The organism is Yoonia sp. (assembly GCF_014859355.1).
GTDB lineage: Bacteria > Pseudomonadota > Alphaproteobacteria > Rhodobacterales > Rhodobacteraceae > Yoonia.
The window spans coordinates 70057-82734 of the sequence record NZ_JACUUJ010000005.1 but is presented as its reverse complement, the minus strand read 5'-3'; the positions used below and the strand labels follow the sequence as shown (position 1 = coordinate 82734).

Annotated in this window: 14 protein-coding genes; 6 read left to right on the top strand and 8 right to left on the bottom strand. The window is 58.1% G+C overall.

What is annotated here, in order from left to right:
- Nucleotides 1-23: 23 nt before the first annotated feature.
- From soxX to IBX59_RS03670, 3 genes are all read right to left on the bottom strand, one after another.
- Nucleotides 24-497 (bottom strand): sulfur oxidation c-type cytochrome SoxX, encoded by a 474-nt coding sequence (gene soxX / locus IBX59_RS03680; protein WP_296372520.1) that lies wholly within the window; start codon nucleotides 495-497, stop codon nucleotides 24-26.
- A 106-nt stretch (nucleotides 498-603) separates the two neighbouring features.
- Nucleotides 604-1176 carry a thioredoxin family protein gene (locus tag IBX59_RS03675; protein WP_296372518.1) on the bottom strand — a complete coding sequence of 191 codons (573 nt, stop codon included), beginning with the start codon at nucleotides 1174-1176 and terminating at the stop codon, nucleotides 604-606.
- A gap of 6 nt (nucleotides 1177-1182) precedes the next feature.
- A complete protein-coding gene (locus IBX59_RS03670) occupies nucleotides 1183-1920 on the bottom strand; it encodes a cytochrome c biogenesis protein CcdA (protein ID WP_296372516.1) in 738 nt (245 codons plus the stop codon).
- A 45-nt stretch (nucleotides 1921-1965) separates the two neighbouring features.
- Here IBX59_RS03670 and IBX59_RS03665 point away from each other — a divergent pair, with 45 nt between their 5' ends.
- The 3 genes from IBX59_RS03665 (at nucleotide 1966) to IBX59_RS03655 (ending at nucleotide 3872) form a co-directional block, all read left to right on the top strand.
- Nucleotides 1966-2352, top strand: a complete 387-nt coding sequence (locus IBX59_RS03665) for a hypothetical protein (protein ID WP_296372515.1) — start codon at nucleotides 1966-1968, stop codon at nucleotides 2350-2352.
- Nucleotides 2353-2439: 87 nt separating this feature from the next.
- Nucleotides 2440-2775 (top strand): helix-turn-helix transcriptional regulator, encoded by a 336-nt coding sequence (locus tag IBX59_RS03660; protein ID WP_296372513.1) that lies wholly within the window; start codon nucleotides 2440-2442, stop codon nucleotides 2773-2775.
- Nucleotides 2776-2816: 41 nt separating this feature from the next.
- On the top strand, nucleotides 2817-3872 hold the full coding sequence (locus IBX59_RS03655; protein ID WP_296372511.1) for a YeeE/YedE family protein: 1056 nt from the start codon (nucleotides 2817-2819) through the stop codon (nucleotides 3870-3872).
- Nucleotides 3873-3874: 2 nt separating this feature from the next.
- On the opposite strand, the gene IBX59_RS03650 is transcribed toward IBX59_RS03655, so the two are convergent.
- Entirely contained in the window at nucleotides 3875-6076 is a 2202-nt protein-coding gene (locus IBX59_RS03650; protein ID WP_296372509.1) for an anthranilate synthase component I, read from the bottom strand.
- A 72-nt stretch (nucleotides 6077-6148) separates the two neighbouring features.
- Nucleotides 6149-6649, bottom strand: a complete 501-nt coding sequence (locus tag IBX59_RS03645; RefSeq protein WP_296372507.1) for an Lrp/AsnC family transcriptional regulator — start codon at nucleotides 6647-6649, stop codon at nucleotides 6149-6151.
- 77 nt (nucleotides 6650-6726) lie between these two features.
- Between IBX59_RS03645 and doeA the strand changes: the two genes are divergently transcribed.
- Genes doeA through IBX59_RS03630 form a run of 3 tightly spaced genes read left to right on the top strand, consistent with a single transcriptional unit; the run spans nucleotide 6727 to nucleotide 10305 of the window.
- The gene (gene doeA / locus IBX59_RS03640; protein ID WP_296372504.1) at nucleotides 6727-7902 is read left to right on the top strand and encodes an ectoine hydrolase DoeA; all 1176 of its coding nucleotides are present in this window, start codon (nucleotides 6727-6729) and stop codon (nucleotides 7900-7902) included.
- A 3-nt stretch (nucleotides 7903-7905) separates the two neighbouring features.
- Nucleotides 7906-8901 (top strand): N(2)-acetyl-L-2,4-diaminobutanoate deacetylase DoeB, encoded by a 996-nt coding sequence (doeB, locus tag IBX59_RS03635; protein WP_296372503.1) that lies wholly within the window; start codon nucleotides 7906-7908, stop codon nucleotides 8899-8901.
- Between the two features lie 33 nt (nucleotides 8902-8934).
- Nucleotides 8935-10305: an aspartate aminotransferase family protein gene (locus tag IBX59_RS03630; protein ID WP_296372500.1), complete on the top strand. Its 1371-nt coding sequence runs from the start codon at nucleotides 8935-8937 to the stop codon at nucleotides 10303-10305.
- 34 nt (nucleotides 10306-10339) lie between these two features.
- On the opposite strand, the gene IBX59_RS03625 is transcribed toward IBX59_RS03630, so the two are convergent.
- The 3 genes from IBX59_RS03625 to IBX59_RS03615 form a co-directional block, all read right to left on the bottom strand.
- Nucleotides 10340-10747 carry a cytochrome c gene (locus IBX59_RS03625; RefSeq protein WP_296372498.1) on the bottom strand — a complete coding sequence of 136 codons (408 nt, stop codon included), beginning with the start codon at nucleotides 10745-10747 and terminating at the stop codon, nucleotides 10340-10342.
- Nucleotides 10748-10839: 92 nt separating this feature from the next.
- Nucleotides 10840-12123: a TRAP transporter large permease gene (locus tag IBX59_RS03620; protein WP_296372496.1), complete on the bottom strand. Its 1284-nt coding sequence runs from the start codon at nucleotides 12121-12123 to the stop codon at nucleotides 10840-10842.
- A complete protein-coding gene (locus IBX59_RS03615; protein ID WP_296372494.1) occupies nucleotides 12120-12668 on the bottom strand; it encodes a TRAP transporter small permease subunit in 549 nt (182 codons plus the stop codon). The genes IBX59_RS03620 and IBX59_RS03615 overlap by 4 nt, the downstream gene beginning before the upstream one ends.
- Between the last annotated feature and the right edge of the window lie 10 nt (nucleotides 12669-12678).

Below are 12678 nucleotides of genomic sequence, written 5' to 3'. Positions count from 1 at the left end.
TCCTATCAGTTAAGTCGCTCTTATCAATCTGACAATGTCAGCAGATAAGCGACGATATCTTCGATTTCTTGCGCCGTCAGCAGCGGGGAAAGGGGCATAACGGCGGCTTTGCCGGTGTAGGCATCGCCAGGGCGATAAAACCCGCTTACCTTATAAAAAGCCGGCATAACCGTCCCTTCATAGGTCATTTTAGCATTCACCACGATTCCACGAAGTTCAGCTTCTGACCAGCGATCGGCAACACCATCCAGTGACGGACCAACCTCACCATGAAAAGGGTGTTGTTCAAGCGCGGTCACCTGGTGGCAAGCAAGGCAATTGCCCTTCCCACGCGCCACCATAAGAGCTTCACCAGAAACAGGATCGCCGGCCACTCCAGACAGTGAAACCTCGACTTCCCCATACTCTCCGAAGACGATGTCTTCGGGTAGCACTTCTGCTGTGGCAGCCACGGTCGATAGAAATGAAACTGCCCCGGCAGTTAGAATACGTTTCATGGTCCCTCCCTGGATCACAAAGAATTGTGTATACGGTAGCGCACAGTTCCCGATTTATGCAACAACAAAATCGAATTTATGAATGTTTAAGTGTTTGGCACAGATTTTACTCATTTATTTCGTGCTCTTGCAGGATGCGTGCGTGGTATTTCTGAAATGGTTCTTCGCCCAGATACCCTTCTTCCCGAATCCAGTTTAGGAGATTTTTCGTTGTCCAGACACCAAATGCACCGGGCATAACCGCCACCGCGGCTTGATTTGCGCGCGCATCATCTGCGACGTTCTGCGGAAAGAACATCATCGTCGGCGTGAACAACGCGTTCCAGCGTCGCACCATGTCTTTTTCAGACAAGGTCGTGCCGTCAAAATCGGTAACTTCGATATCGCCGAACATATTGATCTGAACGACAAAGAATTCCGCGTTCAGCGCCGCATGGATCGCCGGATCGACAAACACCTCTTCGTGCATCTTTTTGCAGTAGATGCAGCCGCGCTGTTCGATGATGATCATCAGGCGTTTGCCTTCGGCGTTCGCCTCTGCCAGATCTTCGCGCAGATCCTTGAAGGTGTCGCGCATCCAGTCGGCCTTGTGCAGGCCGTCATCGCCCATCGTGGCAGCAAAGACCGGCATGGCAAACACCAGCGCCAGACCTGTCATAAAATTCCGAAAGCTTATCATGTTTTCCTATCCCAAGTTACCAAACGCAGGCATGACTTCGATCATCCATTGCGCGATGTAATTCACGGCATTCGTCGCAATCAGAATGGCAAAGACGATCAGCATCACGCCCATGATTTTTTCGACATGCGCCAGATACCGGCGATTGCGCTGCAACCATCCCAGAAACGGACGCGCAAACAGGGCGGCCACGACAAAAGGTGCAGTCATTGCGATGCCGTAGACAAACAGTAACAGCCCGCCCCGCCAGATATCCCCCATCCCGCTGGCCACCATCAAAATCGCGGCAAGCGCCGGACCCACGCAAGGCGTCCAGCCAAAGCCGAAGGCCAGCCCCATAACATATGCGCCAACGATGCTCGTGGGTGCCACATGCGTTTCGACCCGCGCCTCGCGATAGAACAGCGCAATCCGCATGATCCCTAGAAAATGCAGGCCAAAGACAAACAGAACGGCTGCTGCACCGTAGCGCAGAACATCCCGCCACTGCGCAAATATCTGGCCGGCTGCGGTTGCCCCCATGCCCAGCAAAACAAATATCGTCGTCACGCCCAGCGCGAAAAAAACCGCCGAAATAACAAGTTGACGCTGCACCGCTTTGGGAATCGCAGTGTCTTCGCGCAGCGCATCCATGGACATTCCTGCCATGTAGCACAGGTAAAAAGGCACCATCGGCAGGACACATGGCGTAAAAAATGATAACAATCCCGCAACAGCAGCGCCAAGATAAGAGATGTCGAGCATCGACGTTTCCTTGATTAAAGCGGTAATTCATATTAAGGATATTGAATGTATAAGCACCTGACCATCTTTTTCGCGCCCCTGGTTGCAATTTTCATCGCGCTGGCCCCTGTCGCCGCCTCGGCCGAGGTGCGTTTGCTGATGGCCGAAGAACCGGGTTGCATCTGGTGCGCCCGCTGGAACGCACAGATCGCCCCGATTTACCCAAAGTCCGGCGAAGGTGTGGCTGCACCATTGTTGCGCGTTAATATCAAGCAACCGATACCCGACGAAATTGCGCTGCGCCGCAAGATCATGTTTACACCGACCTTTGTGTTGCTTGTTGATGGCGTTGAATCCGGCCGCATCGAAGGCTATCCTGGCGAAGATTTCTTTTGGGGTCTGTTGGGTCGGTTGCTTGCGCAGGAAAATATTCAGGTAAACGGCGAATCCTGAAATGCACTTGTAGGTCGCGCCATTTGATTCGAACCTATAAACGGGTAAACAAGCATCAGTGACGGCAACCAGACAGGATCAGGGTTGATGGGGTTTCCAAAAATTGACAGCAGTCTGGATGAAAACCAGCTCGACCAGATGATGGATAATGCGACAACCGCGACCAACTATCTCAAGGCAATCAGCCATGAAGGCAGGTTGATGATCCTTTGCCATCTGGCGACCGGGGAAAAATCGGTCACCGAACTGGAAGAATTGCTTTCAGCACGCCAAGCGGCGGTATCCCAGCAATTGGGCCGCCTGCGCACGGAAGGTCTGGTCAAACCACGACGCGATGGCAAAACCATATATTACAGCTTGGCGGATGATCGTTCCCAACGCATCATCGGGCTGGTTTATGATTTGTTTTGCGCCGCGCGCTGATGTGATCGCGGCCAAACCGGGCAATCCAAGGGAGAAAATTGATGCTTGACGCATGGGGGGATGAAAACGTTGCTGCAGCGATCGGGTTGGCCGGTGGGGTGTTGCTTGGGCTAGCGGCCCGGCTGGGGCGGTTTTGCACGCTTGGTGCAATTGAGGATTTTCTTTACGGGCATAATGATCTGCGCCTGCGCATGTGGGCGCTTGCGATTGGCACGGCGATTATCGGGTCATTTGGCCTGATGGCGGGCGGGCTGTTGGATCCTGCGCGATCCTTCTATCTGGCGTCGGCCTGGTCTCCTGCTGCCAGTATAGTCGGCGGGCTGATATTTGGATATGGTATGGCTATTGCCGGCAACTGCGGTTTTGGTGCACTGGCGCGACTGGGCGGTGGTGACCTGCGGTCTTTTGTGATTGTCGTGGTGATGGGTTTGGCGGCCTATGCAACCATTTCGGGCCCCTTCGCCCCGTTGCGCCTGGCCATTTTTGGTGGCAGCACCCAGGCAGTGGCCCCCGCCGGTATCGCCCATATGATCGGGAACAGCACCGGTGTTGCGGTCCCGTTGGTTGGCGTAATGATCGGTCTGGCGATCGCACTGACAGCCCTTGCCAACGCAGCTTTCATCAAGGACAAACGCGCCGTGTTTTGGGCCGTTGTCGCTGGACTGGCTGTTGTGTCTGGCTGGGCTGGCATGCAATACGTTCAGGCAGCCGGATTTGCGCATCTTCCCATCGTTAACCACACATTTTCTGCCCCCTTGGGCGAAGCGATGCTCTATGGCATGACATCCAGCGCACGCAGCCTATCATTCGGCATTGGGTCTGTCGCGGGCGTCTGGTTGGGGGCCTTTATCGGCAGCCTGATCAAGGGGCATTTCCGTTGGGAAGCCTGCGAAGACCCGCGCGAACTGCGCCGCCAGATCTTTGGCGCGGGCATGATGGGGGTCGGTGCGGTGATCGCGCTGGGGTGCAGCATCGGTCAGGGGCTGTCGGCCTTTTCGATCCTTGCGTTCAGCGCGCCCGTGACATTTGCGGCCATCTTTGCGGGCGCGGCCATCGGGCTGCGGCACATGATCATGGGGTTTGCCCCGGCAGAGTGATCCTAGCGCGCGGGCACCTGTTCCAGCATGTTGCGGATCAGCCGCATGCCCATGTCATTTTTGCTGGTAATGATGGATTCAGGGTGAAACTGCACCGTCTGGATCGGCAGGTCGCGGTGTGAAATCCCCATCACCACGCCGTCAGCAGACCGCGCCGTCACGGTCAGGCAATCTGGCACCGCATCATCCTGCGCATAAAGTGAATGATACCGCGCCACGCTGAAATCCTGTGGCAGCCCCGCAAAGACGCCGGTGTCTTCATGGGTCACGGTCGCCGGCACGCCGTGGCGCGGTTCATTCAAAATCCCCAAGGTGCCGCCGAAATATTCAACCACCGCCTGCAATCCCAGACAGACCCCAAAAATCGGGATGCCAAGGCTGACCGCCTTTTCGATCGTAGCATTGGTATTGAAATCCGCAGGCCGCCCCGGACCCGGTGACAGCACAACCAGATCAATGTCCGCGTTCAGTTTCGACAGCGCGGTTTGCGCGCGATAGGTTTTCAGGTTCGGTTCGAACGCCTTGATATAATTCGCCAGCATGTTCACGAAACTGTCTTCGTGATCGACCATCAAAATATTCAGCCCGCGCGCTAAGTAACCTTCGCTGGCACGCCCTGCTTTGGGCTTGGCGGCAAAATCCTTGCCGTTATCGCTGCCGTCTTCTTCCATCAACGCGCTCAGGAACGCCGACGCCTTAAGCCGCGTTTCGCGTTCCTCGGACGCCGGATCGGAATAATAAAGCGTCGTGGCCCCGGCCCGCACGCTGGCCATACCGCCGCGCACCTGCACCATGCGAATGCTCAGCGCGGTGTTGACCGACCCGTCGGCGGTCAGCCCGCCCAGCGCACCGGCATACCAGCGGCGGGGCGATTTTTCGTTGGCTTCCAGAAACTTGATTGCCCAAGCTTTGGGCGCGCCCGTTACGGTTACCGCCCACATGTGCGAAATGAACGCATCCAGCCCGTCATAGCCATCGGCCAGTTCACCGACCACGTGATCGACGGTGTGGATCACGCGGGAATAAAACTCGATCTGGCGACGGCCCTTGACCGTAATGCTACCGGGCACGCAGATACGGGCCTTGTCGTTGCGATCCACGTCAGTGCACATCGTCAACTCTGCCTCTTCCTTGGCCGAGGACAGCAGTTTCAGCACCTGTTCGGCGTCTTCCATCGGGTCGGCCCCGCGGGTGATGGTGCCGGAAATCGGGCAGGTTTCGATCGTGCGCCCGGTCGAGCGCAGATACATTTCCGGCGATGCACCGATCAGAAACTCCTCTTGATCAAGGTTCATCAGAAAGGCAAAGGGCGACGGGTTTGTCTGCATCAGACGGCGAAAGACCGTCGCGGGCGTGCTGCGCAGGGCTGTGGTAAAGGACTGCCCCGGCACCGCCTCGAACAGGTTACCGGCCAGAAACTCAGCGCGCGCGCGTTCGACAACAGCCTCGTATTCGCCGGGCGCGTGGTCGCAACGGATGTCTTTCCAACCGGTGTCATTGCGTTTGAACGGGGCTCGCACGGGCACGCGCGGGTGATCGGCAGATGCATGTTCGCCATAGGTGAATTCGTAATTGGTGACAAAACCAACCTCGCTGCCCACGGTGCTTTTGAACAGGCGATCGGGAATGAACAGAACCACATCGCGTTGGTCGTCCGCGCGGATCATCTTTTTGGCGATATCTTCGAAATCCAGCACCAGATCATAGCCAAAGGCACCATATAGCCCGAAATCGCCCAGATCGGGGTGCTGCAATGCCTGCCACATGGCCCGCACCACGGTAAAGATCGACAGCTTGCGCGTCCGGTCCTCTTCGGCGAAATCGGCATCGGCGGGCAGCGGATCGACCACACCAGCAAACACCATGCCATCCAGTGCATCAACGCTCAGGTCCGGCACGGCCGCCAGCACGTCATGCATGAATGCCAGCAGCCCCCTGCCCCGTTCCGACAGCGCCTTGACCGTAAAGCTGCGATCAGTCGCCTGAAACATCAGGACAGGGTTGGTGAACCCGAAATTCCAGATCGAATAGCGCGACGGATATTCGTAATTCGACGCCAGCGCGAGGCCAAGCACATCATCCAGATCGGTTACGATCCGGTCGAACTGATCGTCGCGGGCCACGTCTGTCCAGGCGGCCACACGCAGGCTATGGCCCGAAGGCCCGATCAGATCAATCGTATCGTGGTGTTCGGTACTGTCCATGTGACTGCCTGCCTTCCAAATGTGCGCAGGCCTCTTTACCGCCCGGCCCCACCTGTGTCTAGCGATGCGCAGCTAGACCGGAACGTTGAACGAGGCCTTGATACGGTCCATCACCACCGTCGTTTTGAAACCCCTGATATCGGGATTGTTATACAGAAAATCGCGTGTGAAGGCTTCGTAATCGGTCATATCCTCGGCGGTGACGATCAGCACGAAATCGGTCTCGCCTGTGACGTAATATGCGCTCATCACTTCAGGGCGGGCGCGCACGGATTTCTTGAAACGGTCGATAATGTCGGACCGTTCGCGCGCCAGTTCCACCGCCACCAGCATCGTCAGCGGGCGACCTACGGCGGCGGGAGATACCACGGCGATATCCGCCTCGATCACCTTGTCGGCGCGCAGCCGTTGCAGGCGGCGTTGCACGGATGTGGGCGACAGCCCGACAAGGTCCGACAGGGCCGCGCTGGTCAGTTGGTTATTACGCTGCACGTGATGCAGCAATTTGCGATCGATCTGGTCCATGGATGCTGAATAACGCGCCAAATGCGAAATATCGATGAAAACCTGCATTCAATTTGCCAAATTTGCAGAAAATTCCCGCCTGAAAAATCTATCATCCTGAAAGTTTCCAGTTAAGGCTCATCACCATGCCAGATCTTCCCTTTACCCGCGACGAATATGATGCACGGCTGACGAAAACCCGCGCCGCGATGGCGGAACGCGGGCTTGATGCCATATTCGTGACCGACCCGTCGAACATGGCGTGGCTGACCGGCTATGACGGCTGGTCGTTTTATGTGCATCAGGGCGTGCTGCTGACGCATGAGGGCGAACCGGTCTGGTGGGGCCGCGCGATGGATGCGGTGGGTGCCGAACGCACCACCTATCTGCTGCAAACCAACATCATCGGCTATGATGACACCTATGTGCAAAACCCGGCAAAACATCCGATGGAAACGCTGGCCGCACTGATGCGCGACCGCGGACTGGAAAAAGCCAGTATCGGTTGTGAATTCGACAACTACTATTTCACTGCATCCGCCCTGCTGTCGTTGCAGAAAAACCTGCCGAAGGCGCAGATCAATGATGCCACCGGGCTGGTGAACTGGCAACGCGCCGTCAAATCCGACACCGAGATTGAATATATGCGCCGCGCCGCCCGCATCGTGGAAAACATGCACGCCGTGATCCGTGAAAAGGCCGAACCGGGCCTGCCGAAAAACGCGCTGATCGCCGATATCGTACATGCCTCGATCATGGGGGCCGAGGGGCATTGGGGTGACTACCCCGCCATCGTGCCGGTCGCACCATCGGGCCTTGATGCCACGGCCCCACATCTGACATGGGATGACACGCCGCTGGGCACGGGTGAAACGACTTTTTTCGAAATTGCGGGGGCCTATCGCCGCTATCAATGCCCGCAATCGCGCACCCTGTTTCTGGGTGATCCGCCCCAGAAATATCAGGACGCGGAAAAGGCCGTGCTGGAAGCCATCGAGGCAGGTCTGCAAATGGCGCGCCCCGGCAACCGCTGCGAAGATATCGCGAATGCCTTCAACACCACGCTGAACCGGTTGGGGTTCGAAAAGGACAGCCGCTGCGGCTATGCCATCGGCCTGTCCTATCCGCCCGACTGGGGCGAACGCACCATGTCGTTCCGCAAGGGTGACAAAACGGTGTTGGAACCGGGGATGACATTCCATTTCATGCCCGCGCTTTGGCTGGATGACGGCGGTTTGGAAATTACCGAACCCATCGTGATCACCGAAGCGGGCGTTGATTGCCTGTGCACCACGCCGCGCGAATTATGCGTCAAGGGCTGAACGATGCGCGATAATCCCATCACCGCAACTGTCGATTTCAACGCCGAAGGCGTGCAGCATGGCCATTTGCGCCTGCCCTACAGCCGCAACGACAGCGCGTGGGGGTCCATCATGGTCCCCATCTGCGTGATCAAGAACGGCACCGGACCGCGCGCCTTGCTGACCGGGGGCAACCACGGCGACGAATACGAAGGGCCGATTGCGCTGACCGAACTGGCCTATGAACTGCGGGCCGAGGAGATCACCGGCACGGTCATCATCATCCCCTTCATGAACCAGCCCGCATTCGCCGCAGGCAACCGCGTGTCGCCCATTGACGGCGTCAACATGAACCGGACATTCCCAGGCCAACCCGATGGCACGCCGACCCAACGGATTGCCGATTATTTCTACCGCACCCTGCTGCCGATGGCCGATATCGTGCTGGATTTCCATTCGGGCGGCAAAACGCTTGATTTCCTGCCCTTTGCCGCCTCGCATGTGCTGGACGACAAGGCGCAAGAGGATCGCTGCCGCGCCGCGCGCGATGCCTTTAACGCGCCCTTCAGCATCGAGATGCGCGAGATCGACAGCCTTGGCATGTATGACGACGCCGCAGAAACCCAAGGCAAGACATTCGTGACCACCGAACTTGGCGGCGGTGGCACCGCGCGGCCCGCAACGCTGGAAGTCGCACGAAAGGGTCTTCGCAACCTGCTGATCCACGCGGGCATTCTGGATGCCGATCCGGTCTATAGCCACACGCGGATGCTGACCCAGCCCGACGGCCGCTGTTTTCACTTTGCCGATACCGGCGGGTTGGTCGCCTTTCGCGTGACCCTTGGCGATACAGTGGCCAAGGGCGACGTGCTGGCCTGCGTCTGGGACACCCACCACCTTGGCCGCGCCCCGCAAAAGGTACGCGCGCAGATGGATGGCATCGTCATCGCCCGCCATCACCCCGGCCTGATACAGGCAGGCGATTGCCTTGCCGTGCTGGCCGTCGAAATCACCGGCTGAACCGCCGCACACACCCAACAAAGGACGCCACCCATGCTGACCAACGACCAACTTGCCCAATGGGACCGCGAAAATTTCTTTCACGCCTCGACCCACCTTGCCCAGCATGCGCGCGGCGAAACGCCCACACGGGTGATCACCGGCGCATCCGGCGTGCATATCGAAGACCGTGACGGCAACAGGATCCTGGATGCCTTTGCCGGGCTTTATTGCGTCAACGTGGGTTACGGACGCCACGAAATCGCCGATGCGATTGCCGAACAGGCGCATAAACTGGCCTATTACCACGCCTATGTCGGGCATGGGACAGAGGCGTCAATCACGCTGGCCAAAATGATCATGGACCGCGCCCCGGCGCATATGTCTAAGGTGTATTTCGGCATGTCCGGATCAGACGCCAATGAAACCAACATCAAACTGGTCTGGTATTACAACAACATCCTTGGCCGGCCACAAAAGAAAAAGATCATTTCGCGCTGGCGGGGCTATCACGGGTCGGGGTTGATGACGGGATCAATGACGGGGCTGGAGTTTTTCCACAACAAGTTCGACCTGCCGCTGTCGCAGATCTTGCACACCGATAGCCCCTATTATTTCCGCCGCGCCGACACTGACCAGACCGAGGAAGAATTCACCGCGCAATGCGTCGCATCACTGGAAGACATGATCGCGCGAGAAGGCGCCGACACCATCGCCGCCTTTATCGGTGAACCCGTGCTGGGCACCGGCGGGATCGTGCCGCCGCCTGCGGGCTATTGGGCGGCCATTCAGGCGGTTCTGGACAAGCACGACATCCTGCTGATCGCGGATGAGGTGGTGACCGGCTTTGGCCGCCTTGGCACGATGTTCGGGTCCGATCACTATGGGATGAAACCCGACCTGATCGCCATCGCGAAAGGGCTGACATCGGCCTATGCGCCGCTTTCGGGCACCATCGTATCTGACAAGATGTGGAAGGTGCTGGAACGCGGCACCGACGAAAACGGCCCCATCGGCCATGGTTGGACCTATTCCGCCCACCCGATCTGTGCCGCCGCCGGTGTGGCGAACCTGAAACTGATCGACGATCTGGATCTGGTCACCAATGCGGGCCGCGTCGGGGCCTATCTGAACGCCGCAATGCGCGATGCAGTCGGCGACCACCCTCAAGTAGGCGAAGTGCGCGGTGCAGGGTTGCTTTGCGCTGTCGAACTGGCCGCCGACAAGGAATGTCGCACGCTCTATGACCCGGCGCAAAAGATCGGACCGCAGATTGTGGCCGCGATGGCCGTGCAAGGTGTGATCGCGCGGGCCATGCCGCAAGGCGACATCATTGGGTTTGCCCCGCCGTTCTGCATTTCCGAAGCCGAGGTTGATCAGGTCGTCGCCGCAACCGCCAAGGCGATCAAGACGGTGCTGGGCTAAGTCGTGAACATTTGGGGCGGGCGCTAGGCCTGCCCTAATTGATCCCGTTGGCGCGCTGCAATTCGCGCACATAGGCCACGATCATCGCCACATCGGCGCGGCTTAAACCTGCAACCGGGGCCATGTCGCCAAAGGGCCAGTGATGCCCCCGCACCCCCTGCGCGACCGCCCGTTGAAAGGATTCGTCGCCGTGGTGGCTGGGCTCATATATTTTATGCACAAGCGGCGGTGCCGCCCCATCCTGGCCCGCAGCATTGGCACCGTGGCATTGCGCACAATTGGCGTCATAGGCGCGCTGCCCGATCATCGCCCTGTCTGAAAAAGTAGCAGGCACCACGACGCCAACAAGGGGCGTATCGGTCGGTGTATCGCTGTCGATAACAAACCACCCCCCGATGCCAGCGGCAATGACGACTGCGGCAATCGCGATGGCCTTGTTCATGGAACCCCTCCTGACATGTTCATCACGATCGCTAGGGGTTCCAGCAAGCGGAAGGTCAACCCCTTCCGCGCGCAGCTTTTCGAAAACTTGCGCTATTGCAGGGCGTTCGGCAGGAACAGTGCGATACTGGGGAAGGCGATCAGCAGAACCACCATCAGCAGCATCATTCCCACATACGGAATCGCACCCGCCATCACCTCTGACAGGCTGCCGGATTTGCGCGCGCCTTGCACAACATAAAGGTTCAGACCAACCGGCGGCGTAATCAGCGCCATTTCAATCAGCACGATCATCAGGATCCCGAACCAGATCACGTCATACCCCTGCGCCACCACAAGTGGCACTATAATCGGGATCGTGACCACCATCAGCGACAGGGTTTCGATGAAAAACCCCAGCACGATATACAACACCACAACAACCAGGATGGTTTTCAGCGGCGTCAGGCCAAGGCCCGTCATCAGGTTGGTCAGTTCCCGCCCAAGTCCGGCCGAGGCCAGTGTGAAGTTCAGAAATGATGCACCAATGACGATCAGCATGATCATGGATGTGATCTTGACCGTGCCAAGAATGCTTTCGCCCAGCATCGCAAAGGACACCCCACCAAACACAAAGGCAATCAGCAGCGCACCGGCAACACCGACGGCGGCGGCCTCGGTCGGGGTGGCCCAACCGCGATAGATCGACCCGACGATCAGCGCAAACAGTATGATGATTGGCACCAGATCGACCAAGGCCCGCAGCATTTGCGGGAAAGGAAAGGTGCGGCGCACCCCCCCAAGGTTGGGCCAGATCATACACAACACAGCCGTGATCACCATAAAGGCCAGCGCAAGCCCCAGACCGGGCAACAGCCCTGCCAGAAACAGTTGCGGGATCGAGGATTGGGTCAGGAAGCCGTAAACGATCAGGTTGATCGACGGCGGGATCATGATGCCCAGCGTGCCACCAGCTGCGATGGCCCCCGAAAACAGCCGTGGGTCATAGCCCAGCTTTTCAGCCTGCGGCATAGCGACCGTCGCCACGGTCGCCGCCGTTGCAACCGATGAACCGGACGTAGCGGAAAACATTGTCGCAGTGGCCACATTGGCATGGACCAGCCCGCCCGGCAGCCACGACACCCAACGATCAAGTGCGGCATAGGTCCGCGTGGCGACACCACTGCGCACAAGGATTTCGCCCAGCAGCACAAAGAACGGAATGGCAATCAGCGTCGCTGAATTTGACGACGACCACACCATATTTCCCAAACCGCGGCTAAGAGGGAAGTTGGAAAAGAACGCATCAATCCCGAACCCCAGCAGGAAAAGCACGATCCCCACCGGGATCGACAGTGCCAAAAGGCCCAAAAGCCCAACAGAAACAAACCCGATCATTGCAGCGTATCCTGTTCAGCAAAGGCCCCGACAAAGCCCTCAGTTTCATTTGCGCGGCCTTTGACCAGCAAGCTCAGCGCCGCCAATGTCACAAGGCAGGACACCAAGGCAAACCAGACCCAGCCCGCAAACCATGGCACCTGGACCAATGCCAGCGGTGTTTCCAGCGGAGTATTCGCACGTGAATTATTGACGATTGACCGTTCGACGACCGGCCACGCCTTGACTGCAATCATCACAATGACGCCTGACATGACAACCATCGCAAAGACATCGAACAACGCCCGGCCAAAGGTTTGCACCCGGCTGCGCAGCAGATCAATGCGCACATGGCCCAATTCCAACAAGGTATAGGCCATACCCCACGACGTCGCGAGCGCCATGGCATAACCCGCAATTTCCTCGGTTCCGCCAAGGGACGTGCCGATCTGGCGCATCACGATATCAAGCAGGACAAAACCCGCACACGCCAGCAACCCCAGGCCGACCATCAAGGCCACCCCTTTGTTGATCCGGCGTAAAGTCGCGATCAGCTTTCGTTCCATATCGGCACGT